Annotated in this window: 22 protein-coding genes; 3 read left to right on the top strand and 19 right to left on the bottom strand. The window is 36.6% G+C overall.

What is annotated here, in order from left to right:
- Positions 1 to 148 precede the first annotated feature (148 nt).
- The 19 genes from rfbA to GVK91_RS16370 all read right to left on the bottom strand — a co-directional run bounded on the left by rfbA (position 149) and on the right by GVK91_RS16370 (position 20557).
- Positions 149 to 1039 carry a glucose-1-phosphate thymidylyltransferase RfbA gene (gene rfbA, locus GVK91_RS16460; protein ID WP_159730208.1) on the bottom strand — a complete coding sequence of 297 codons (891 nt, stop codon included), beginning with the start codon at positions 1037 to 1039 and terminating at the stop codon, positions 149 to 151.
- 15 nt (positions 1040 to 1054) lie between these two features.
- On the bottom strand, positions 1055 to 2101 hold the full coding sequence (gene rfbB / locus GVK91_RS16455) for a dTDP-glucose 4,6-dehydratase (protein WP_159730206.1): 1047 nt from the start codon (positions 2099 to 2101) through the stop codon (positions 1055 to 1057).
- 9 nt (positions 2102 to 2110) lie between these two features.
- Entirely contained in the window at positions 2111 to 3322 is a 1212-nt protein-coding gene (gene wecC, locus GVK91_RS16450; RefSeq protein ID WP_159730204.1) for a UDP-N-acetyl-D-mannosamine dehydrogenase, read from the bottom strand.
- A 9-nt stretch (positions 3323 to 3331) separates the two neighbouring features.
- Positions 3332 to 4453: a non-hydrolyzing UDP-N-acetylglucosamine 2-epimerase gene (gene wecB / locus GVK91_RS16445; RefSeq protein ID WP_159730202.1), complete on the bottom strand. Its 1122-nt coding sequence runs from the start codon at positions 4451 to 4453 to the stop codon at positions 3332 to 3334.
- 11 nt (positions 4454 to 4464) lie between these two features.
- Positions 4465 to 5751, bottom strand: a complete 1287-nt coding sequence (locus tag GVK91_RS16440; protein ID WP_159730200.1) for a nucleotide sugar dehydrogenase — start codon at positions 5749 to 5751, stop codon at positions 4465 to 4467.
- A gap of 25 nt (positions 5752 to 5776) precedes the next feature.
- Positions 5777 to 6283: an ArsR family transcriptional regulator gene (locus GVK91_RS16435; RefSeq protein WP_159730190.1), complete on the bottom strand. Its 507-nt coding sequence runs from the start codon at positions 6281 to 6283 to the stop codon at positions 5777 to 5779.
- Between the two features lie 202 nt (positions 6284 to 6485).
- Entirely contained in the window at positions 6486 to 6962 is a 477-nt protein-coding gene (locus GVK91_RS16430; protein ID WP_159730188.1) for a hypothetical protein, read from the bottom strand.
- A gap of 270 nt (positions 6963 to 7232) precedes the next feature.
- Positions 7233 to 8231: a mannose-1-phosphate guanylyltransferase gene (locus tag GVK91_RS16425; protein ID WP_159730186.1), complete on the bottom strand. Its 999-nt coding sequence runs from the start codon at positions 8229 to 8231 to the stop codon at positions 7233 to 7235.
- 6 nt (positions 8232 to 8237) lie between these two features.
- Positions 8238 to 8660, bottom strand: coding sequence for an adenylyltransferase/cytidyltransferase family protein (locus GVK91_RS16420; RefSeq protein WP_159730184.1), 423 nt, complete (start codon positions 8658 to 8660; stop codon positions 8238 to 8240).
- A 106-nt stretch (positions 8661 to 8766) separates the two neighbouring features.
- Complete coding sequence (locus tag GVK91_RS16415; protein ID WP_200845645.1) at positions 8767 to 9231, bottom strand: adenylyltransferase/cytidyltransferase family protein; 465 nt, start codon at positions 9229 to 9231, stop codon at positions 8767 to 8769.
- Positions 9232 to 9399: 168 nt separating this feature from the next.
- Entirely contained in the window at positions 9400 to 10920 is a 1521-nt protein-coding gene (locus GVK91_RS16410; RefSeq protein WP_159730182.1) for a lipopolysaccharide biosynthesis protein, read from the bottom strand.
- 296 nt (positions 10921 to 11216) lie between these two features.
- A complete protein-coding gene (locus GVK91_RS16405) occupies positions 11217 to 11738 on the bottom strand; it encodes a 3'-5' exonuclease (protein ID WP_159730180.1) in 522 nt (173 codons plus the stop codon).
- 140 nt (positions 11739 to 11878) lie between these two features.
- Positions 11879 to 12640, bottom strand: a complete 762-nt coding sequence (locus GVK91_RS16400; protein ID WP_159730178.1) for a glycosyltransferase family 2 protein — start codon at positions 12638 to 12640, stop codon at positions 11879 to 11881.
- A gap of 181 nt (positions 12641 to 12821) precedes the next feature.
- Positions 12822 to 13910 carry a glycosyltransferase gene (locus GVK91_RS16395; RefSeq protein WP_159730176.1) on the bottom strand — a complete coding sequence of 363 codons (1089 nt, stop codon included), beginning with the start codon at positions 13908 to 13910 and terminating at the stop codon, positions 12822 to 12824.
- 3 nt (positions 13911 to 13913) lie between these two features.
- Complete coding sequence (locus tag GVK91_RS16390; RefSeq protein ID WP_159730174.1) at positions 13914 to 14996, bottom strand: EpsG family protein; 1083 nt, start codon at positions 14994 to 14996, stop codon at positions 13914 to 13916.
- Positions 14997 to 15049: 53 nt separating this feature from the next.
- Positions 15050 to 16117 (bottom strand): glycoside hydrolase family 99-like domain-containing protein, encoded by a 1068-nt coding sequence (locus GVK91_RS16385; protein ID WP_159730172.1) that lies wholly within the window; start codon positions 16115 to 16117, stop codon positions 15050 to 15052.
- Positions 16118 to 16214: 97 nt separating this feature from the next.
- Complete coding sequence (locus GVK91_RS16380) at positions 16215 to 16838, bottom strand: DapH/DapD/GlmU-related protein (protein WP_159730170.1); 624 nt, start codon at positions 16836 to 16838, stop codon at positions 16215 to 16217.
- A 111-nt stretch (positions 16839 to 16949) separates the two neighbouring features.
- Positions 16950 to 17915: a lipopolysaccharide biosynthesis protein gene (locus GVK91_RS16375; protein ID WP_235032941.1), complete on the bottom strand. Its 966-nt coding sequence runs from the start codon at positions 17913 to 17915 to the stop codon at positions 16950 to 16952.
- A gap of 113 nt (positions 17916 to 18028) precedes the next feature.
- Positions 18029 to 20557, bottom strand: coding sequence for an SLBB domain-containing protein (locus GVK91_RS16370; protein ID WP_159730166.1), 2529 nt, complete (start codon positions 20555 to 20557; stop codon positions 18029 to 18031).
- A 363-nt stretch (positions 20558 to 20920) separates the two neighbouring features.
- Here GVK91_RS16370 and GVK91_RS16365 point away from each other — a divergent pair, with 363 nt between their 5' ends.
- The 3 genes from GVK91_RS16365 (at position 20921) to GVK91_RS16355 (ending at position 23692) form a co-directional block, all read left to right on the top strand.
- Entirely contained in the window at positions 20921 to 21814 is an 894-nt protein-coding gene (locus GVK91_RS16365) for a DUF5106 domain-containing protein (RefSeq protein WP_159730164.1), read from the top strand.
- 3 nt (positions 21815 to 21817) lie between these two features.
- On the top strand, positions 21818 to 22306 hold the full coding sequence (locus GVK91_RS16360) for a S24 family peptidase (RefSeq protein WP_159730162.1): 489 nt from the start codon (positions 21818 to 21820) through the stop codon (positions 22304 to 22306).
- A gap of 471 nt (positions 22307 to 22777) precedes the next feature.
- Entirely contained in the window at positions 22778 to 23692 is a 915-nt protein-coding gene (locus GVK91_RS16355) for an NAD-dependent epimerase/dehydratase family protein (RefSeq protein WP_159730159.1), read from the top strand.
- The last annotated feature ends 225 nt before the right edge of the window (positions 23693 to 23917 follow it).

The raw sequence follows: 23917 nt of genomic DNA, 5'->3' as shown, positions 1-23917 counted from the left end.
TGATTCTTCTTATTTAAAGTTCTATTTTAAAATAATTTAAAAAAAATATGCCAAGCAACTTTGATCTATATAAAGAGTTGATATCCCATTTCTGATTCATCAAGCCTGGCTTCCAACACAAAAAACACCTAAAACTATCTAGTCATTATTAATCATGTAAATCTTTTAACTTTAAAATCTTCAATAAATATTGTCCGTACTCATTTTTTTTCATGCTTTCTCCCATTTCTCTAATTTTTTCATCATTTATCCATCTATTTCGCCACGCTATTTCTTCAAGACAAGATATTTTAAGCCCTTGCCTTTTTTCGATCACTTCTATAAAAGTAGATGCTTCGGACAAAGAATTATGAGTACCCGTATCCAACCATGCAAAACCACGACCAAATAATTGAACTTTGAGTTCTTCTTTTTTTAGAAAACGCTGATTTACAGATGTAATTTCTAATTCACCCCTTTCCGACGGCTTGATTTGCTTAGCTATCTCTACCACATTATTAGGATAAAAATACAGGCCGACTACGGCATAGTTTGATTTTGGAACAGCTGGTTTTTCCTCTATACTGATCACATTCCAATCATTATCAAACTCTGCAACACCGTAACGCTCTGGGTCATTAACATAATAGCCAAAAATTGTAGCTTTTTGGTTTATATCGGCATCAATAACTGCTTCTTTTAACATAGCTGGCAATCCATGGCCATAAAAGATATTATCCCCCAGAACTAAACAAACACTATCATCCCCAATAAATTCCTCGCCGATGATAAATGCTTGTGCCAATCCATCAGGTGATGGTTGTTCAGCATACTGGAAGCTCACTCCATAGTCTGATCCGTCACCTAACATGCGTTTAAAAGCTGGTAAGTCCTCAGGAGTAGAAATGATTAATATATCCCTAATTCCCGCTAACATTAAGGAAGAGATAGGGTAATAAATCATTGGTTTGTTATAAACCGGAAGTAACTGCTTACTGACCCCTTTAGTAATAGGATATAATCGCGTGCCGGATCCACCAGCTAATATAATTCCTTTCATAACCCTGCTCCTCTATTATTGGTATTGTTTTTCGTAGTAATTTTGATATTCTCCAGATGTCACCTGATCCAACCAATCCTGATTTTCTAAGTACCAGTCTATTGTTCTTGATAACCCCTCTTCAAATGTAACTGATGGTTGATACCCAAGCTCCTTATTAATCTTCGTCGCATCAATAGCATAACGAAGATCATGGCCGGGACGGTCTTTAACATAAGTGATCAGTTGAGTGGCTTTGCCTTCTTCTCGTCCCAACTTCTCATCCATTTGTTTACACAACTCCTTGACTAAATCTATATTCTGCCATTCATTAAAACCTCCAACATTATAAGATTCTCCTAATTTTCCTCTATGAAAAACCAAATCAATGGCACGTGCGTGGTCAATCACATAAAGCCAATCTCGCGTAAACTTTCCATTACCATAGATAGGTAATGGTTTATTATTTAAAATATTATGTATACAAAGTGGAATCAGCTTCTCTGGAAAATGATTTGGTCCATAATTGTTAGAGCAATTTGTCATAACTATAGGTAAACCATAAGTATCGTGATATGCCCTCACGAAATGGTCTGAAGATGCCTTCGACGCCGAATAAGGCGAATGCGGATCGTAAGCAGTTTGCTCTGTAAATAATCCTGTATCACCTAACGTACCATAAACCTCGTCTGTAGAAACGTGATGAAAAAGCTTCCCGGAAAAATCTTCCCCCCAGATCTCTTTTGCTGCATTCAGCAGATTTACTGTACCAATCACATTTGTCATCACAAATGCTAAAGGATCAGAAATTGATCGATCAACATGGGACTCGGCCGCAAGATGAATAATTCCATCTGGCAAATACTGTTTGAATATATCCAAAATATGCCCCGCATCCGTAATATCTGCTTTAACGAAGGTGTAATTTGAACACCCTTCAATATCTTTTAAGTTTGCCAAATTACCTGCATAGGTTAAAGCATCCAAATTTATAATTTGATAATCTGGGTATTTTAAAACGAATTCACGAACCACGTGTGAACCAATAAATCCAGCCCCTCCAGTTATAACGATAGACTTCATACCAATAACCTATTTATTTGTCACTCCACAGAAATCAAGAACAACTTTTCCTTCTGCAATTTCTAACGTCTTAAATTCGTTGTGTGCGACCAAGAAAACTATAATATCAGCTTTAGCAATGGCATCCTTGTAATCCGTCAGTTTGAAAACCTTATGTTCGTGAACATTGGGCTCAACAATATACATATCAGCATCTCCTGAATCCTGCAATACACGCTCTGCAATGTGGATAGCTGGTGATTCTCTTAAATCATCAATATTTGGTTTAAAAGCTAAGCCCATAATTGCAATCGAAGGTTGACGACCGTACTTGATTTCGAACTCCAATCGTGCCGTTTTTACTTTTTCAGCACACCAGAAAGATTTATAATTATTTGTTTCTCTAGCCTGTGCAATCATACGTGATTCCATCGGAAAGTCTGCCGTGAGGAAGTAAGGGTCAACCGCAATACAGTGCCCACCAACTCCACACCCAGGCTGTAAGATATTAACACGCGGGTGTCTATTAGCCAAACGAATTAAATCCCATACATTAATGTCCGCTTTGTCACAGATTAATGAAAGCTCATTGGCAAACGCTATTTGAGAATCTCTAGATGCATTTTCAGTCAGTTTACACATCTCAGCAGTACGTGCATTTGTCGGATGCAGTTCTCCTTTTACAAACTGACCATAAAATGCTAATGCCTTTTGAGTAGAAGCCTCATTTACCCCACCAATAACACGGTCGTTATGCACCAATTCGTACATGACATTACCAGGAAGAACACGCTCTGGACAGTATGCCAATGAAATTTTCCCTTCCAGCTCAGGGCGTTTTGAAAAAATCAAAGCCATCATCTTTTCTGTTGTTCCAACAGGCGAAGTTGATTCGATTACATATAAATCTCCTTCTTTCAACAATGGTATAATACCTTCAGTTGCTGCCTGAACATAAGAAATATCAGGTTGATGGTCGCCCTTAAATGGCGTAGGAACAACCACTAAATAAGTATCAGCCTCAACAGGTTTTGTATCTGCCTTTAAGAATCCTTCTGCCACAGCTTTCGCTACGGCCTTATCCAAATCGGGTTCAACAATATGAATTTTACCTGCATTGATCGTATCCACAACATGTTGTGAGATATCTACCCCATGCACAGCGATGCCACTATTTGCGATTAATGCCGAAGTAGGCAATCCAATATATCCTAAACCTACGGTTACTACTTTTGCTTGCATTGATATGATTTAATTTAAGTTTTTAATAAAGTTAACAATTCTTTCACAGGCCTTACCGTCTCCGTAAGGGTTGTGCAATTCACTCATTTGTTTATACCGATCAACATTACTCAAAAGGTCTTGTGCTTCTTTCACGATCTTTTCCGTATCAGTACCAACGAGGATAACGGTACCAGCATCAACTGCCTCGGGTCTCTCTGTCGTGTCACGCATAACCAAAACCGGCTTTCCAAGACTCGGCGCCTCTTCTTGTACACCGCCTGAATCTGTAATAATTAGATATGACTCATTCATCAACCATACAAATGCAGGATAAGCCAAAGGATCGATCAAATGAATATTGTTCACATCTGATAGGATCTCATAAACAGGTTTCTTCACATTTGGATTCAAATGTACAGGATAAATAATCTGTACATCTGTATTTGACAATGCAATTTCCTTTAAAGCCTGGCAAATATTGATAAAACCCTGACCGTGGTTTTCGCGCCTGTGCCCTGTTACTAAAATCAATTTCTTCGCAGGATCAACCAGGTCTTTCAAACGATTGATCTCAGGATTATCTAAATCCTTTACACGGCTCGAGCTTTCAAATAAAGCATCAATAACAGTATTACCCGTAACTAAAATGCCGGAATCTTGAATATTTTCACGCAATAAATTCTGACGTGACGCTTCAGTAGGAGCGAAGTGAAAATCGCAAATACGCCCAGCAACCTGCCTGTTGATTTCTTCAGGAAATGGCGAACGCTTATTATGTGTACGGAGCCCAGCCTCAATATGGCAAACCTGTGCTCCGGCATAGAAAGCGGCGATGCTAGATGCCATAGTAGTAGTAGTATCGCCGTGTACATAAACATAGTCTGGTTTAAAATCTTCCAACACCGCTTTCATTTCAGTGATAATATCAGCTGTTAATGAATAGAGATTCTGATTCGGCTTCATTAAGTTCAAATCATAATCAGGCTTAATATCAAAAAACTCTAATACCTGATCCAACATCTCACGATGTTGAGCAGTAACACATACTTTTGTTTCAAAAGAGCTGTCTTTTTGGAACTCTTTAACCAAAGGAGCCATTTTAATAGCCTCAGGCCTAGTACCAAATACAATTAAATTCTTAATTTTCATAAATATAAATATTACAATCTAGCATCAACAAGTGATCTATCCAAACAGGCTTTCAGATCAAATACAACAGAATTATCTTTCTTCAGAGATTTTAGATCTAATGTCAAAAATTCATTATGAGAAACTGCTACAACTATGGCATCGTATTGATTTTCAGCATTAATCTCATTTAAAATATCGACACCATACTCATGTGCTACCTCTGTGGCCGCAGCCCAAGGGTCATATATGTCAACATCCACACCATATTCCTGCAACTCTCTGTAAACATCTACAACCTTAGTATTACGAACGTCAGGACAATTTTCTTTAAATGTGACCCCAAGAATTAATGCTTTGGCTCCACTAACAGAAATTTCCTTCTTAATCATTAGTTTGACCACCTTTGAGGCGATAAATTCTGCAACGGAATCATTCACGCGACGACCTGATAATATCACATCTGGATGGTAGCCTAATTGAGTAGCTTTATGAGCTAAATAATAAGGGTCTACCGATATACAATGCCCGCCAACCAATCCCGGTTTATATTTTAAAAAATTGAATTTAGTGCCTGCAGCTTCAAGTACGTCATTAGTATCTATTCCAATACGGTCAAAGATCAACGCCAACTCATTAACAAATGATATGTTGACATCGCGCTGCGCATTTTCGATAGCCTTTGATGCCTCTGCCACTTTAATGTTCGCTGCTTTGTGCGTGCCGGCCGTGATAATGGTTTTATAGAGTTGATCAACTTCTTCAGCAATCTCCGGAGTGGATCCTGAGGTTACTTTTTTTATCGTCGTCAACGTATTAACTTTGTCCCCTGGAACAATACGCTCGGGAGAATAGCCAACAAAGAACTCTTTATTGAAAGTGAGCCCCGAATACTTCTCCAGAATCGGCACACAATCTTCTTCTGTACAACCAGGATAAACAGTAGATTCATAAATAACAATATCTCCTTGTTTTAACACCTTACCCAGCATTTCAGATGCCTTCAGCAAGGGCGTCAAATCGGGCGCATTATAACGATCTATTGGCGTTGGAACCGTAACGATGTAAATTTGGGCTTCCGCAAGCTCTTCAAGACTATTTGAAGCCCTATAACCTGTTGAGAAATTATTTTCTTTCGCTTGTTCCAATGCAAGATTCAGTTTCTCCAAATCAGCTTCTAAGGTCCTATCTTTTCCAGAATTTAATTCCTGCACTCGCTCTTGATTAATATCAAAACCAAGTACTGGAAAATATTGAGCGAACTCTATAGCCAATGGCAAACCAACATAACCTTGACCAATAACTGCTATTTTTTTCATTTATTTCTTTTTTATATAACGAGCTTTATTTTACAGAATATAGAATGATCCGATGTTTTTCGGGCAAATCTGTTGTATGTAAAACAATTGTTTTCTGCAACTTTTTCCCAACCTTGTCCGCTAACAGCAATAAATATGCCTGATTTATATTTTCACCTAAAATTAACACATCAATTTTTTCAGAATCTATCCCTGCAGCATAGTCGCCAACCAAACTAACTTCCTGAATATCTCCTGCTTGTTGTAGTATATTATCTACAATTTCATCAATTCCCAAATAAGTATGAATTAATTTTTGAAGTGGTTTAAACAAGGAGTGTTTAATATTAGCCCGATATAATATTCTATTCTTCGCTGTACTTTTTTCTAAATACCCCGCCTCGGACAATTGGTTCAGTTCCTTTCGTATTGCATTGGTTGATTCCTGAAACTCATCAGCAAGGCCGCGTAAATGCGATTGATTACTCGCCGATACAAAAAATTTGATCAGTAATTTCAGTCGGGTCTTGGAAGTAATCAATGAATCCAACATTGGTATAGCTTTAGATTGAGTAACAAAAGTACTCAATCTAATTGATTGTTGCAAATTATTAAATTGTTAACACACGATAACAATGGCATTTCTCATTAGGCATCCACGTGGAACATTAGTTTAAATAGACTCAACTACAGACACCTCGATAAAGAGGCGCCTTAAAAATGAATACACAAAATTCTAGATTTATCGCAAATGATCACACGCTCACACCTTGGTAAAGATCGGTAATGGATAGTGTTGTTGTAAAAAGTTCAGGTTTACTCTGTTCAAAATTCATGACACCAGAAATACTTACCCGCCCTCCTTTCAAGTCTTCTAGCCTTGAGCCTCGTTTGACTACTTTAAATCGCACCGAAACATCAGATATCGCCCCTTTTTGCTGTTCAAATGGCACAACGAGAATCTGTTCTAAATTAACGTTTAAAGCGGTATTAAGGGGCTTCACCTTCCGTATAACAATATTCTTTAGTTTGTCATCATGTCGCTTGGCCTTGAAAACAAACACCCCACTCTTAACATTGCGATCACCGCTATATTGCCCTGGTCGATCTTGGAACATGTAATTAACGGTCATATCAACCCTTCGGCTAAACCGTTGCTCCAGTTGTCTTTTCCGCATCAAAAAATAAATGGTGATCAATACTAAGATAGAAAGCGTTATAGCAAGTGTCATAAGAATATGTTAAAATAAATTTAAATGGCTTTTTAATTTCGGTATACGATTCCGATTACATTCAAATATAGTCCAACAGCTTCTTTTATCATCAAAATCTACCAGGGACAAACAAGGGACATTTCACAAAAACCTAATAATCAACAAAATACAATACATTGTTTTATTATTAACAAATAGTTCTTTTGAAAAATAAATTAACAAAAAGATGAATTTGGGTTAAGGGAATATGAATAGGGAGCGCACAATTACATCGCCCCCTGAATGATTTTAGTCAATCAATTTGGATTGATGACGCTCAAGCGTGTTATATATTTTTTTGACATCTTGGGATTTCTCTTTCTGCAAGACCAGAATGGCATCTTTGGTGTGAACCAGAATACTATCGCGTAAGCCAACAAAAGCAGTGTAGACATCTGTACCAATGACCATATTGCCATTTTCATCCACAGGGTGTCCTGTTTGCTTTAAATAATCGTACATCGATTCAAATGACCCTAAGTCCGACCATTGAAAACTAGTCGCTACAACCCTAATTTTTTTGGAACGTTCCATTACGGCATAATCGATGGAAATCGAAGGAATCTCTTTAGATAATTGTAAATCTAATTCACCGTCCTTCCGGTGCTGCCAAGCATTGAAAGCAGTTGCGTACACTTTAGGCTCGAAAGTCTGCAATTCGGCAAGCAACGTATCTGCCCGAAAACAAAACATACCCGAATTCCAGAGAAAGTTACCGCGCTCTATAAAATCCTCCGCGGTATCCTGATTTGGTTTTTCTCGAAAAGATAGCACCTTGTCGTCCTTATATTCAATATAACCGTACCCCGTCTCTGGGCGGGTCGGCTGTATACCAAATGTAACAATGTACCCCTTGTTAGCCTTTTCTATCCCAGCTTTGATCGCTTCAGCATAAGCATCCTCGCCAACAATCACATGATCTGAAGGTGTTACAATTAAAATATCATCGGGCTGAGCAGCAAAGGCAGCGAAAGCAATAGCGGCAGCTGTATTTCGGGGTGTAGCCTCCACAATGTCAATATAGTCTATCTTATTGTTTTCCATGACTTCACGGCTCAGACTATGGTTGTCACAGTTCCCTACAACAATCACTTGTTTGCAAAGGGATTGATTACGCTTAACCGTCATCTCAAACAATGAGCCATCCTTAAATAAATCAAGGTATTGTTTAGGGTAGCTTTTACGTGAAAGCGGCCATAATCGACTACCTACCCCACCCGTCAAAATAACATGTATAATACTGCTCATAATATATTAATGTTTCTCTGCTTCTTTATCAGCAACAACTCTTCGTAAACCTGCGCTTGAAAAACGATGTGTGCGCTTGTTGTAATAGATTTCGATATTTTCTTCTACACAATATAACCGGCCTGAAAAATCAGTGTCGCGATATTCCTCACCAATAATACGCATATTGATAGGAAGAGCTTTGATCATATCAATTAGATCTTGCTCGGTCTCGTATGGAATAATTTCATCCACATAGCGACAGCCTTCCAACTGAATATAGCGTTCTACAATAGTTTGTGTTGGTTTTGCTTTTTCCGGGAAAACTTCTGAAGGGTCGGTATTGAGCCCAACAATTAAATAGTCACAGTGTCGCTTTGCTTCCTCCAACATCATAATATGACCGGCGTGCAATAAATCAAAAACACCGAAAGTAATTCCAATTTTCATCGTATAATTTATCCTTTAATGACTGATGAGAGCTCTCAGGCTCGGTTTCATCTAAATATCTTTTTTATAGCTGAGAGAGCTCGCAAGCTCGGTTCACCACAGCTGTTTAAATAGATTTTAATACTGTCTCTTCCCCGGAATCGGCATCCGCTACTATTTTACGAAGCCCTGAGCTGGAAAACCGATGGTCCCGACTATTAAAATACAATTCAATACCTTTTTCTTCACAATAGGCTCTTCCCGTAAAATTCTTTTCACGATATTCGTCGCCAACAATACGAACATCTATCTTAAAGGACCGAAGAATATCTTCCAAGTCTTGTTCCGTTGCATAGGGAACAATCTGATCCACATATTTACAGCCTTTGAGCTGTATATAACGTTCGACAACCGTTTGTGCGGGTTTATTTTTCTCGGGACGATCCAAAGTAGGGTCGGTCTGAAGACCACATATTAAATAATCGCATTGTCGTTTTGCATCCTCAAGCATCTTAATATGCCCGGCATGCAACAGGTCAAAAGCACTAAAGGTAACACCAATACACATGTCTTTAGCAGGTATATTTATCATAATCAAATCGAATTTAAATGAATAGAGAAATTACGTTCGTCTATCAAAGATAAAATATATTAGTATAACACCATACAATCACTTTTCGTTCGTTTCATTTTAACATTTATGCAAAAAAACTGAATCAATAATGGCCGATTCCTCCTGTGACCAATACAAAGTCTTTCCTTATTTATTATCCCTAAATCTAGACATCAAATCTTTAAAACCCGAAAGTTTTAAAGGTATGTTACTTAATTTAAAAAGATAAAAAATGCAGCAAAACACTGCAAAAACCGAGGAAATAGCAATATAAAAAATACAATGAAAATAAAGAGTCTGAGAATAAATAAAATAAAAAGATACAAACACAACTAAGCAAATGACAAAAGGAACAACGGTATAATTGACAAATAATTTATAGAATCCATAATCGAATAGTTTTCTTAATGGAAAAAAAAGATAAATATAAGCGCCCAAATTTATGACGATCCAAGAATAACCAGCCCCCCTAAATCCAAGAACATGTATAAAGTAATACAGTAGTGGAACTCCCATGGTAATTTGAAATACACCTTGATAAACAGTATATTTGGTTTTACCAAAAGCTAAAAGGGCATAATAAAACAGCAACTGCATTGATAAGAATACTGTACCAACTATTAATGTGCGGGCCAAAAACTCCATATCTTCCCTATATCCTTCCTCGATTCGATTACCTAGCCAAAACCTGAAAAGATCTGAAATATAGAAATACAACGAGAAAGACACTATGAAAACGATAACATTTAGTATATAATTTGATATTCTGAATAGACTTTTCAACCCATCCATATCTCTTTCGGAAACTAATTTTACAAAAGTCGGAAACAATGATGTCGCTAAGGGCATACCTAATAATGTAGGGGATTGGGCAAGTGAAGATGCCAAAGTATAATAACCAAAGACTTTTAAGGTAAATAATGAACTTATCAGTATTTTGTCCATTTGCGTATTAACAGCGGAAATAATGGAAATGAGACTCATACCACCTATATAAATTAGAATATGTTTTGGAAGCTTTACAAATTCTAAATACAATACTTTTATTCTTTTTATAAAATAAGACAATACGCTATATCTCAACAAAAACACATAGCCTACGTTACAGATAATCTGCCAGAAAAAATAACTATATAAACTATTTGAAACATATCGAAGGATAATAACTACCACACCTGTTCTTAACAAAGCCCAAAAAAATTGATACATATTCGCTCTAGCCTGATACCCCAATCCGAATAGTGCACCATAATAAAGCGAAGAACATAGATGAAAACTCACACCAAATGATATAAGCATAACATACTTTGTCAAATCCTCAATCGGAAATTTATCGGTTTGCAGCCAGTGAACGGCAATAAAATTAGAGGTCAATAATAATCCTAACAATACAGTCCCACATATGATGAAATACTTCTTCTCAACTAGTTTAAAAACGGAATACTTATAACCATCTGAAAAAGAAGCTGAGAACTCTTTAATTACTGCTGAAGACAGTCCTAAATCAGCTAGACTGATGATACTAAGTACAACAGTATAGAAGCTAATAATGCCATATGCCTCAACACCTAGTAACTGGATGTATAATGGAACAAAAAGATAAATTGATAATATTCCCCATAATTTGTTACCATAGTTGGTCAATACATTTAAAACAGTTGATTTCATGCCAGAATTGCAGTTAGCTTAAAATATTTTACGGAATCTACTAGTGATGCACCCCATCCAATATATTGAATTTCTCCATATTCTTCGTTGTCAATATCTTCGGTAAAATTTAATAAATTCATGCTATCTATATATCAGTGAATATAGTACTTTACTATATTTTAACCTTCCCCTAAACTGCTTGAACTATTATAGATCATCTTTCTAGGCTGGACTAATAATAAAATACGATTAATAAACAGGCAATCTACGATTAACAAGATAGTTCTCAATAGTTAAGATCAATCGCCTTAATATTATGCCATGGAGCGAACATCAATATGCCTTAAGTATAAATTGGCACAAGCTCGTGCATCAGACAGAGCTTCATGATGGTTTAGCTCTATTCCTAACACTTCACAACAGGCATTTAATCGCGCTGGCTTAAATCCTTTACCTTGATAAATTCTAAATGTACATTCCCATTTCTCATTTAAACCAAGGCTATCGTAGGATAAATTATAATAACTCATAGTTTTTCGTAGCACACCACGATCAAACAACTCATTATGGGCTACCATAAGTCTATTATTGATAAATGGAAAAATTTGGGGAAATAGATCATTAAAAGTCGGTGCGGCAACAGTATCTTTTGGCCTAATCCCATGAACTCTAGTAGTTTGCCACATATATTGATTATTCGGGGGCTGGATAAGTGAATAAAATTCCTCAACAATCATCCCGTTCTCAACAACTACAAGCCCTATAGCACAAGCCGAATTCTGATTGGCAGTCGCTGTCTCGAAATCTATTGCGGTGAAATTTAATCCTGATTGCATGATCACTCCTTCTAAAAGTCGCAGTAAAATTACTAATTTTAATTTAATAGTATACGCCCTATAACTCCACTCATTGCACGTATTCAAAATTTTTCTCAGTTAAGCATCGTTATAATTAATGTATTCCCAGCGTTCCTTATCTATTTAACAAATTTGAGAAAAGATCTTATTAAAGTATGAGTCAAAAAATAAAATGATGAGAGTAACGATAGACCCTCATTCTCTCTAAAAATTCGCCAGACCCACTTGATAGCATTTATCTTATTTGATGAGATTGAACCTTCTCTAACTCTATATAACATCTGTATAGTCCCGGTATTTCTGGCTTCTCTACGCGTTAACCTTAAAACTTTAAGCCAAAGAGCATAATCCTCGTGGCCTTGTTTTTCGAAATAAAATTTTTCAAGCTTTTTCGAATCAACCAAAACCGTCGAGCAGGCCAAAATATTACCTTTTAAGAGTCCAAAATATTCAACCTGCCGTGGAGCTCTAATAATTCTATTTCTTGAGTTTCCTTGCTCATCAATTTTTTCATAGTCTGAATAAACAATTACAGCCTGTTCATTTTGTATTAAGCTGAGTTGCTCCTTCAATTTTGATGAGAGCCAAATATCGTCGCTATCTAAAAAAGCAATAAACCTGCCCCTTGCCGAACGGATTCCTAAGTTCCTTGGTTCCGCAGGAGATCCCGAAGGTTCCTTCGTTTTTAGTACTTTAATACGAGCATCTTTATGACAATAATCCATCGCGATAGAATAAGTTCTGTCAGAAGAGTGATCGTCAATTATCAATAGCTCCCAGTCTTCATAACTTTGGCTCAGTACGGATTCAATACTATATCGAATAAACCTTTCCACGTTATAGGAAGGCATTATAATTGAAACCAAGTTATTCTTCTCCATTTATCAATTTTAATCTATTTATCTTTATACCCAACGAAATTGTTATTGTAATAACTATTTCCAAAAGGTCCAATCCCTGCAATATCCACGCCGACAGGGGCAACTTTTGATTTTTTTCGCCTTAGCTCCAAATCCCCTACAATATTTCAACTTAGATATGCTACCTCGCCGCACCATCAAACTATCTTAACAAACTTTCGAAGGAATTAACCAATGTAGATTCGTTATCTTCCCAGTTTCTTTTGCCTTTAAAGTTCCCTAGGTTTGTTTTATATTTATTGATTAATTCAGGATTGGAAATTGCATCAGCGATTAATTTTCTAATTGCCTGCTGATCATAAGGATTAACGGTAAATCCAATTTCTTCATGTTTTACCACATCTGCTAAACATGTATCAGTTGCAAAAATCCCCGGTCGACAATACTTAAAACACTCATAAAATTTATTTGAAATAGCGTATTTCACATTATAGTCAAGCGACGGATAAACCGCCCAAACCAGATCGGACACTTCATATATATCTCTAATATGGTTATACTCATAGCTACCGAAAATCTTTACTTGAGTATTATCACTTGTATATGCTTTAAGCCGAGCGAAATCGGGTCCATCGCCCCAAAAAAGCACTTCTACATCTAGCCCTACAATGGAATCAACTAAATTTTTCATCACGTCGAAATATCGGACTGTTCCAATGAATGAAATTTTCAATTTGTCACTTTCATAGAAATATTTCTTCTCAATCAATGCATTTTCAGTAATCGGAAGATTTTCAATAACAACTTTTGAACCACTGAAAAAATCATAACGCTGTTGAAAAAAACGTGATGCGAAAATGATAAGATCTGTATTCTTTAAACTTCTTTTTTCTAACGCGTCCAAAATTTTACGTACAAAACTGCTTTCCGCGGTAGGTAAATCTAAGTTCTCATAAACTAACTTTTGATCTTTTGACTTCAGTAGGCTACATAGCAATAGCATATCCCAATGTGAAGCAATTAAGATCTTGGGTTGTAAAGAAGCATTTATTCTTTTTAAATAAAAGAAATAGGAAAACAAAGCAATAAGCTTTTGTAAAGGATTACCGTAGGCGGCCTTCTTTTCAAAAACATGATATTTAATGTCTTTGTCATCTATATCGAATCTTCCATCCCTATTCCAGGCAGCAATATGTACCTCACTCTGGTTCAGCCGTTTTCTTAGACTTTCAACGATTCGAATATTTCTGGTATTGATAGGGTAGCTTGAATCCACTAATAAGACTTTCATAATTTATTGAAACAAGTAATTTTTATAATCATAATAGTCCTTTAAACTATCGGTATGCAGGTAACGATAAAGTAAAACGATTCCGTATAAGAATAAACCGGTAAGCAAGATCAATCTCATTTTCCGTGTCCGGCAAAAACTTATGAGGATTGGCACGATAAATATCTGAAACTCTCTATATATATAAGACAATCTATGAGAAAGTATATCGAAATCATTAAAAATCAAACTCAAAACAATTCCAAGAAAAAATCCATTTCGAAAGAAAATATACAATTTCTCATCTCTTATAAGATCTTTTTTGTTAATGGACGTATATAGAAACAGGATTCCAATCCGAAAAATCAGCCCAATACTAAGCCCTACCTTCTTTGTGTACTGACTATCGGCAACAGACATATAGGAATTTAAACGCATTTTTATAATCGATTCAGGCAGAAAATTTACCATCGTTTTAGTAAATGAGATGTTCAGGATCACCATTAAAGCTAAAATGGAAACAGAAATAAAAATAATTCTATTATTAATATTAAATGAAACCAAATAATATGCTGGAAGAAATACAAGTGATGATGCATGGATTGTCGCAGCAAAAATTACCAATAATAGAAATGGTATGATCTGCCGTCGCATTATAAATGGGATAGTTAAATAGCAGACTCCCATTGCAAAACCCTGTCTGATCCCATCAAAATCACGTTCCAAAAACATCCCCACAAAATACAATAAAAGAGAAGCAAATAATAAGGGTGAATATTTATGAAAGATATAATATTTAAAGCAAAAATTAACAAAGGAAAGTATAAACCAGAATCCAACAAAACCAAAGCAGAGGTTTTTAAACAACTGCATAATATAGATGTATCCAACCTCTACACCATTGACGTTCATTATCGACCAGTTCATGGAATTATTGTAGTAATACCGATAAGTACTATAATCTGTCCCTACGTTATATTTCAATCCAGAAAACAAACAAAAAACGATGAAGCTCAGAATATAAGCCAAATATTTTTCATTGGTCCAATCGAATACTTCTAAAATACCCAAAAAGAAAAGAAATGATAAAAACAGAAGGAACTCCATAATTAAAAACCTTTTAGCATCAACTTAACTCACGTAAAAAAATGAATTTTAATTTACACCTTGTCACATTCACTTTTTAAAACCTTAAGATACTCTTTCCCAAATCTAAGATCAGGTTCTAAATGGTTTCCTTCTCCCCATTCATTCCATGATTTTACAAAGGCAATCCTATGCTCAGCAGGCTTATCTTTGATGGTGTCAAAAACTTCTCGGACATGTTTTCTAAATAATTCCGGAGTTGAATTGTGTAGAATATAAGCTCGTTTACCGCTTCTTGGCGAATGATCCCAATTTGGAATAATTGTTGGTATACAATCCAATTCGCGGTCTTCTTCGCCAGAAAAATTTCTACTTGCTACTTCATAATCATATACATTGAGAGAGCCAAATAGTTTACTATATCCCTTAGACAGAATATTTACTTCCTTCCTTCTATAATCATAAAGCCGCACCACATTGATTGCATCAAATCCCATTTCCAGAATCAATGATTTTTTCTCGATTTCTATCGTTTGACCTACAAAATAAAAATCACCCAGTCCAGCCTCCGCTGCTAGTTCCCGCCAATAACTGATAAATTCAGCGGCATCAGGTATAAGCTCTGGCTTGTAAATCATAAACAAAGGTTTATCGTCCACACGTATATACCTTGAGTCTTGAAAAGCTGGTAGCATTTCTTCAAAATGCATTTTATAATCTGCTTTTCCGGGGTAAGTTTGCTCCAACAAAATTTTATTTTTTGCGCCATGCCATACACCGCTCCACGTTTCATTTGCCCATCCTAAACAAAAAGGAAAATCTGGGCACCCTGTTTTTAGTACCTCATCGAATACCCGGTCTAAAATTCGTTTCCCATTGCCAAACCAGTAATGCCAATAACAAAAGCCTTCAATTCCATATTCCTGTGCCATTTTAGCTTGTTCCACTCTCGTCTCAACTAATCTAAGATCATAATAGCCCAGGTCTGCGGGAATCCGTGGTTGGTAGTGATCTTTAAACAATTTTTCAGCTTTTCCAACGTTGGTCCACTCTGTGAAACCTGGCCCCCACCATTCATTATTCTCTTTCGTCGGATAAAACTGTGGTAAATATGAAGCAATTAACCGTATTTTATTTTGCATTTTTCAATAACTCTATTAAATAATTAAAATTCTTTTTTAAGGATTTAGAGAATCCCGTATCTGTCCGTTGAATTCCCAGGATTTTTTTTAAGGAGCCTCAAATCTCATCCAACCTCCTAATAATCTTGGCTGGATTACCTCCAATTACACAATTATCTGGAAAAGTCTTCGTAACTACTGAATTTGCACCAATAATACAATTATCTCCGATGATGACGTTAGGCAAAATAACAGCTCCCTCACCAATCCAAACATTGTTTCCTATTATAACTGGTCCTTTTGAATAAAGCTTCCTATTTGAAGGAGGACAATCTAATTCATCAACTATGACCTTGCCATGAGAATGATCACTTATATAAACTTTGCTTGCAATAAGCACATTACTTCCTAAAATTACTTTATTAATTGCGCAAATATGACAATCTTTCTGAATTGACACATTATCACCAATAATAATCTGAGGAGCAAATTTTTCCCCTAGATAGCTGTCAAAAGCATCAAGCCGCAAGCGTTGATCACAATTAAAGCCCTTTCCAATTTTAATATAGCACCCTCCCGTCAAATACATTGGAAAACGAATTAGCGCTGTGTGGCTTGAATCAAACTCATTGCAGATCCAAAGCGTATATATTTTATCCAATTGTCTTTTAATCGATTTGAAAAAATTCAAAGTAAAAACAACATGGAACATACAAACAATAAACTTTATTAGTTTCAACATAATAGATACAAAATATAGCACCTGAACCGTTAATTAAAATATGGTTTGGAATCTCAAGAAATCGTATTAGTTGTTTCAATCTTAATATCAACAACTATTAATGTTATTTTTTCATGCTTGGTTCATTATACCGATAAACAGTTTTCGTATTAAAAGAAAAAACACAATCAAGAATCCTGAAATAAATGCTCCCAATAGAATTCCTTTTAAGTTTCCTATAGCTTTTTTTTCTAACGGATAAATTGGTTCATCAACCTTTTGAATAAGTGGAGACTCCTGCAATAATCCCAATTTTGCTATTTCCAGATTCTTTACCAGTTCAGCTAAGATAGCTTTATTTGTTTCGGCAGAAACCTGAGATCTTTGTGTTGGAACTAAACGTTGTGCCTGTCTAGTGGGATTCAGATTTGGTGTCGCGTCAATAGTAAATGCCGCAACGCTAATATTTCTATTCATTTCAGCACGAACAGAATCTGTTTTCCTCTGAAGGACACTCACGTTCTCCAAAGCCTTCTTGGTTTTCGTTTCTACATAAAACTTATTAACCTGATATACAAGACTTTCGTTAAACTCTTTAGAAAACACCTCATCTTCCGATTTAACATCGACCTTCACAATTGACAATTTTGCATCAAGCTTATCAATCACTAAATTATTTTTATTGATCTCAATTGTTGCCTGATTTAGAATACTATCTTTTGCTCTTTGTAAATTCGCATTGTTATGCGCTTTAAACCGAATGTCTAAAAGCTCTGGATGCCTTTCCTTCCACCGGTCTTTTGCTTGACTCAATTCCAAATATCGATCCAATAGGATTATTGAACTATCGCTTTCAGATGGCATCAAAAGAGTTGCTTCAATCATTTTCCTTGATTTATATAGCTCCTGTAGATTATCTCCCTCAAAAATCCCAGCATCCCCCTTTCCTCCAATATCTATACCTACAAGTGCTGCCATACTAGCGTACTGTCCTAATGCACCACCTTTATTCGGAGACTCCAATACAAAAGTGGTTGTAGCCGTGTATATAGCTTTCTTAGACTTAGCATAAAAAAATCCTGAAAGACCACCAACCAAAACGACCGGGAGTATAATATACCGTCTTGAAACCAAATAGTTAAACCATTCTTTAATCTTTAAAATGAGATCCTTTAAAGTTATATCTTGTTTATTTCTAGTTTCAATCATATCTACTTAAACAAACTAATAATAATAGCCAACGTAGAGGCAATACCAGTACCTATTCCTATCCAAGCTTGTGAACTTAGCTTTTCCCTAGGAGCGCGTTTAGGAACCACAATTTCAGCTCCGGGTTTCACATCAGGATACCCGCCATCCTTTCCCTTAACAGCACCATTTGCATATTGAACAAAAACACGTTTCTTCAATGCATTGTCAGTAAATCCTCCAGCCTGATTTACATAATATTTTAAGCTTTTACCTTTAACATAGACAACGTTGTTAGGATTCAAGACCTCTCCCACAACTTTCACCGTTTCCAATTCCTTCGGCACATTGATAATATCGCCGTCCAAAACCAGAAGGTCTCCCTTTTCATACGGCTTCTCTAAAATTTTATTCAATTCAATACCTACAAGGTCACTCGGCTCAATTTCAGAAGCCGACATTCCTTGTTGCGACACCTTTGCCAAAGCGGCACTTTTTGCTTTGGAGCCATCATTATTCTTGTCAGCATCTTTATCTAGACTAGAATCTTTTTTATTACCATCTTCGTCGAAGTCGCCTTTTTCCAGTTCCTTCTTCAAACGCTCTTTTTCCTTTTTCTCTTCTGCTTTCAATTTAGACATTCCTGTACGTTTCAGAGAAGCTCCTTCCGTATACGCATAAGGAGTTAAACCACCAGCACGCTTGATCACGTCAGAAATACGCTCATCTTCACGTGAGATCGTATAAAAACCGGGATAAAGTACTTCGCCTTCGATTTTGACCTGACGTTGGGTACGGAAACCGGCATCCCCCAAAATGGAGATAACATCATAGGGCTGCAGCGTTAGGTTAGGATCTGTGAGGACACCATCTTTAATATCCACCAAAATAGTCTTCGAAGAGCGATGGTCGGTCACATCTAAGTTTTGTATGCGTCGAGCAATTTCTATCCGTGCATTTTTAGCCGCTTCGGTAAATCCACCCGCTTTTTGGATGATATCGCCCAATGTAGCATTGCTCGCAAATGGGAAATCTCCAGGAAAACGTACCTCTCCCTGAACAGTAAATTTATATTCGTCCCTTAAATCAAAAATGGACGAAATCTCAATCTTATCTTCTCTTTTGAGCGGAATATCTGCTGCAGTGCCGGCCAATATGTCACGTACATTGAAATTGATCAGTTCGGAGGTATTATCAGCTTTTAAACGATTAATTATACCACGTTCCAAAAAGGCGTCTTCGCGTACGCCATCAGCCATTTCCAATACCTGTTTTAACGTCATCCCTGATTCTAAACCAAAAATACCCGGACGAAACACCGCGCCTAAAACACTGACACGGTTCGCGAAACGCTCCAATATAGGTTCTACAATATACTGATCCCCGCCTTTGGGTGTATAATTTGCAAATTGATCGGCATAAATGTCCTGTATACTGCGTTCCCGGCCTGTTGTTTGAAGAACTTTAATTTTGGCACTATAGGCATTTTCTGTAAAATCTCCAGCATAGCGCAAGATATCCAATAGTGATTCGCCTGCCACCGTTTCAAAAATTGCGGGACGCTTGACTTCGCCTTCAAACTGCACTCTGGCACCGTATACGGGTATATGAATAATATCCTGATCCTGCAGACGGATATTTCCCTGTTGTATGCCATTCGCCAAGAAATCATATACATCAATCGTGCTCACCACACGATTACCGCGAATCACCTGAATTTTACGATAAGTTCCGTTTTTATTAGGCCCTCCAGAGGCATATAACGCATTGAATACCGTCGCTAAAGATGGTAAACTATAGGTTCCAGGTTTCGTCACGGCACCTGTCAACGTCACGCGAATGGTGCGGATATTGCCAATATTAACGCTCACCAGGGTTCTTCCCGAACGTACCGCAGGATAAGTCCCACTCAAACGTTGCTCAATCTTGCTTTTTGCCGCCGCTACAGATAAACCTGCTACATTGATTTGTCCGACATATTCCACTTTAATGGTTCCATCTGGACTTACCGGAAGCTGATAGGATGCTTCATTATCTCCTGTAATATCTAACAAGATTTCATCGTCTGGACCAATAATATACGAACTTGGGGTGGCCATACGCAAATTTGGCTCAAAGGTAGTCGCATTATTTCTAAAGAGATCGGAGCCAAATATTTTAAGCTTTCCTTCTTCATTTTCGACGGAATCACGTTTATTTGACTGTTTACGCTGTAACGAATCAGTATTGGTATAACCGTCAACCTGACGACCATTACTGCGGCTATTAGCTGTGCTATTTGTCCTTCCTTTTAATTGTTCAGGTTGCTGCTTCTTGCGCTTAATGGTAGCCAAACGTTCCTTGAGTTTCTGAACCTCAACAGCAGATACACCCTGTGCACGCGCAAAACCATCCAATTGGCTTTCATCATAGCCCATTAGTGCCGCCTGTTTCACATATTGCTCAATCTGAGCATCACTTAGATTATCAACTTTTATATTGGCAGGGTTGGTCTGAGCCTGTACAGTGCTCACAAATCCTGCTATACATAACCATAATATTATTCTTTTCATTCGATACGTCGGCATTTTGCCGCAAAATTAGTAAAACTATTTAATTAAATGGTTTGAAAATTTACTCAATGAAGGCCCTAATTTCCATCTTTATCTCATTTAACCTATTTATCTGGGGGATTCATCAAATTTTCATAACGTATTTATAACAGCATTCGCTACTTACTAACTTTAAATTATATATATTAAACACTTACTTCCCTTTCTATCTCGTCACCTTATTCTGAGTCAGTTTCAAGATACTAGGAGATTATTCCCTAATCTCCTAGTATCGTCAATAGAAAAAGCTACATAATAAGAATATATTCGTTCAAGTAGAATCCTGAAAGTTTTATTAACTTCGTAAAGTTAAGCATAAATTAAATGAAAAGTCCAATCTTTAGCTTTTGGCTACCCATATGTGTAGCAATCCTGTTTTGCTGTTCTTGTAAGGATAATACAAAAAGTAAACAGCAAAATGAAAAACTTCTGATTACTGCAGACAGTACTTTATTACATTTCTGGGATAAATTTGACATGAAGGATACCGCCCAGGTAAAAAATCCTGAAAAAGGGGAACAACAGCTTGCTGATTTTATTCAACTACTGTCACAAAATCCTGATTCAGCCACAAGGGATAAAGCTGTAGATCTGATGTTGGACAAAGCAAAAACCAATCGGACAAGCTTTGATTATTTTATTAAACAATACGAGCATTATTTATACGAAGGCAATTCGCCTATGCGCAATGATATACTCTACGAATCGGTATTACGCTATCTGATCAAAACAGATTTGCTTTCAGACCTTGAAAAAGAAGCCTATAGGCCTACGTACAAATTGGTACTTCGAAATAAAGAGGGACAAGCCGCCGAAGATTTCAGTTATGAACTGGCAAATGGCAAAAAACAAAAGTTATCAGATACAAAAGTAAAATATACTTTCTTAATCTTCTACGATCCGGATTGTTCACATTGCAAAGAAACCATCCATCAGCTTCGTGATACGCCACAATTGGTACAGCTCTTTGCTCAACTTCAGGTGCAGGTAATCGCCATCGATCCTTGGGGTGACCGCACGAAATGGAAGAACTACGAGTCACAACTGTCTGACAAATGGATCAACGGTTTTGATGCTGAGAGCAAAATATTGTCTTTCAATTTATACGATCTCAAAGCCTCACCCACGATTTATCTCTTGGATGAAAACAAAAAGGTATTATTAAAAGACACTTATTTGCAGCAGGTCATTGATTATTTTGTAAAAACCAATTCTTAGTTGATGTCTGAAAACACAAGCGACAACAAAACACGGGTTATTTCAAATGAAGACTATTTTGCCGAGGTGCAACGCATTCTTCGTGAAGGCAAGGAGGTCCGTATACGCGTGAAGGGGAATAGCATGCGTCCATTTATCCGGGATGGAGATACCGTATTATTGCGGGCTTATCAGGGGCAATCGCTTGCTTTAGGCAGCAATATACTAGCCAAAGACAAGGGTAAATTTGTCTTTCACCGTTTTATAGGTAAAAAAAATGACCTATATATATTAGCGGGAGACGGAAATCTCGTACTCCGCGAATATGTCGGAGCAACGGACATCATCGCCATTGCTTATATACATTATCCACAAGTTGGGGAAGACGCCATTAACATTGACCGAACTTGGGCAAGGATACTTGGACTGGGCTGGTATCACACTCGCTTACTACGTCGCATTCTTACCAAATTAAAATTGATTAATTCCAGCAAGAATAGATCAAATAAATAATTCACTTAAGTCGTAGGTAAGATTCTTCAAAAAATAAATAGCTCTTTTAAAACAGTCGGATAAAAATCTAGATTCAAACGCACTAACTTTTGAATAAAAGACCTCTTTCCTATTTCGCTATTGAAATAAAACGCTAAACTTTAAAAAAATTAACATTAAACTGTAGCAATTTAGATAGAATTAACGTTGAGTCAATAAAGATAAGTAAATATATGTATATTTGCACTAATTACTCTAGCTCGAATTATGAAGAAAGTTTTTTACAAGGGTAAAATATCCTTTAAATCAACAAATGTTTCTCCGCGCTCAACAAAGCCATAACACCTTATTTAAAAGATACTTACAACTTAACTTAGCACTAATAAACTAGTTAATTGATCTTTTAAAAGATTCATAATTCGCAGCAGCAGATAATTAAATATATTTATTTAGCTATATAAATATCATAGAGAAAGAGTTAAGGGTATTAAGATGAAAGTATTAATTTTAGGGGGAAGTCGCGGATTCTTAGGGAGTCATTTAAAGAAGAAGCTCAAGGATCCAATTCTATGTGAATTTGTTTCCATGAGAAATCTGGACTGGTCAAGGGACAATTTTCCAACAGATTGTATCATCAATTTAGTAGGAAAAGCCCACGATTTTACGGGTAAGGCAACGGAAAAAGATTTCTTTTTTGCAAACTTTGAGTTGGCAAAAAAAGCGTTTAACATATTTGCTGCCTCTCAAGCCAAGTTATTTATTCATATTAGTTCACTGGCAGCTATCGAAGAAGTCGAGTCTGCAAAATCGCTCTCGGAAAATACAACCTATAATTCTGTCACTCCGTATGGAAGGTCCAAACAAGCTGCAGAAGAATGGTTAATGAGCCAGGAGCTGCCTTCGGATAAGAAATTAATTATTTTACGTCCTCCGATGGTGCATGGTGCTGGTGACAAAGGCAACTTAAAACAGTTATTCTCCATAGTCAGTAAAGGGATTCCTTATCCATTAGTTCGATTTAAGAATAAACGCTCTTTTCTTTCCATCGATAATTTTTGCTTCTTTATCGAACAAATTCTTTTGCAAAACGAAAAATTGAGTTCAGGCATCTACCATCTATCCGATGATGAAACTTTATCTTCAAATGAAATTGTGAAAATCATGAAACAGGAAACGGGGTTGAAAGTCCCGTGTTTTCCGCTACCAAAGCGAATCATTTCCTTCCTATCTAAGCTAGGAGACCATACTAGGGCGTTTCCATTAAATACATGGCGCTTAAAAAAAATGACAAGCACTCTTGTAGTTTCAAATAAAAAAATAAAGGTTGCTCTGGAGATAGAACGCTTGCCCAAAACAGCCAAGGAAGGTCTGCGTGATACCATACGTGCATTAAAGGAACAACATTAAAATTATTTCTTTTATTATTTCATTATGGACTTATGGTGGCAACCATATATATAAGCCATTGTATAGCGTATGAAAAAAGATGAAAAATTGTGTCTTAATACGATCAATTATATTGTATTTAAGACACAATTTATTTATGTTTGATAGGATAAGGAATTGATGAAATTGCAGACTATTTGCATTTAATAGCTCTTTCATGCAATTTAACAGCAGGCGACCTGTAAA

The sequence above is a fragment of the Sphingobacterium sp. 18053 genome (assembly GCF_902706145.1).
Classification (GTDB): Bacteria; Bacteroidota; Bacteroidia; order Sphingobacteriales; family Sphingobacteriaceae; genus Sphingobacterium; species Sphingobacterium paramultivorum.
The sequence above is the reverse complement of the archived record's forward strand: the minus strand, read 5'-3'. Positions and strand labels throughout refer to the sequence as shown.

Coding starts and splice junctions, on each gene's coding strand:
- GVK91_RS16420 (WP_159730184.1), bottom strand. CDS start 8,660: ATGAAAATTGGAATTACTTTCGGTGTTTTTGATTTATTGCACGCCGGT.
- GVK91_RS16395 (WP_159730176.1), bottom strand. CDS start 13,910: ATGAAAGTCTTATTAGTGGATTCAAGCTACCCTATCAATACCAGAAAT.
- GVK91_RS16430 (WP_159730188.1), bottom strand. CDS start 6,962: ATGACACTTGCTATAACGCTTTCTATCTTAGTATTGATCACCATTTAT.
- GVK91_RS16370 (WP_159730166.1), bottom strand. CDS start 20,557: ATGAAAAGAATAATATTATGGTTATGTATAGCAGGATTTGTGAGCACT.
- rfbB (WP_159730206.1), bottom strand. CDS start 2,101: ATGAAGTCTATCGTTATAACTGGAGGGGCTGGATTTATTGGTTCACAC.
- GVK91_RS16355 (WP_159730159.1), top strand. CDS start 22,778: ATGAAAGTATTAATTTTAGGGGGAAGTCGCGGATTCTTAGGGAGTCAT.
- wecB (WP_159730202.1), bottom strand. CDS start 4,453: ATGAAAATTAAGAATTTAATTGTATTTGGTACTAGGCCTGAGGCTATT.
- GVK91_RS16425 (WP_159730186.1), bottom strand. CDS start 8,231: ATGAGCAGTATTATACATGTTATTTTGACGGGTGGGGTAGGTAGTCGA.
- GVK91_RS16365 (WP_159730164.1), top strand. CDS start 20,921: ATGAAAAGTCCAATCTTTAGCTTTTGGCTACCCATATGTGTAGCAATC.
- GVK91_RS16410 (WP_159730182.1), bottom strand. CDS start 10,920: ATGAAATCAACTGTTTTAAATGTATTGACCAACTATGGTAACAAATTA.
- GVK91_RS16390 (WP_159730174.1), bottom strand. CDS start 14,996: ATGGAGTTCCTTCTGTTTTTATCATTTCTTTTCTTTTTGGGTATTTTA.
- GVK91_RS16415 (WP_200845645.1), bottom strand. CDS start 9,231: ATGATAAATATACCTGCTAAAGACATGTGTATTGGTGTTACCTTTAGT.
- GVK91_RS16435 (WP_159730190.1), bottom strand. CDS start 6,283: ATGTTGGATTCATTGATTACTTCCAAGACCCGACTGAAATTACTGATC.
- GVK91_RS16380 (WP_159730170.1), bottom strand. CDS start 16,838: ATGTTGAAACTAATAAAGTTTATTGTTTGTATGTTCCATGTTGTTTTT.
- rfbA (WP_159730208.1), bottom strand. CDS start 1,039: ATGAAAGGAATTATATTAGCTGGTGGATCCGGCACGCGATTATATCCT.
- GVK91_RS16360 (WP_159730162.1), top strand. CDS start 21,818: ATGTCTGAAAACACAAGCGACAACAAAACACGGGTTATTTCAAATGAA.
- GVK91_RS16440 (WP_159730200.1), bottom strand. CDS start 5,751: ATGAAAAAAATAGCAGTTATTGGTCAAGGTTATGTTGGTTTGCCATTG.
- GVK91_RS16400 (WP_159730178.1), bottom strand. CDS start 12,640: ATGGAGAAGAATAACTTGGTTTCAATTATAATGCCTTCCTATAACGTG.
- wecC (WP_159730204.1), bottom strand. CDS start 3,322: ATGCAAGCAAAAGTAGTAACCGTAGGTTTAGGATATATTGGATTGCCT.
- GVK91_RS16405 (WP_159730180.1), bottom strand. CDS start 11,738: ATGCAATCAGGATTAAATTTCACCGCAATAGATTTCGAGACAGCGACT.
- GVK91_RS16385 (WP_159730172.1), bottom strand. CDS start 16,117: ATGCAAAATAAAATACGGTTAATTGCTTCATATTTACCACAGTTTTAT.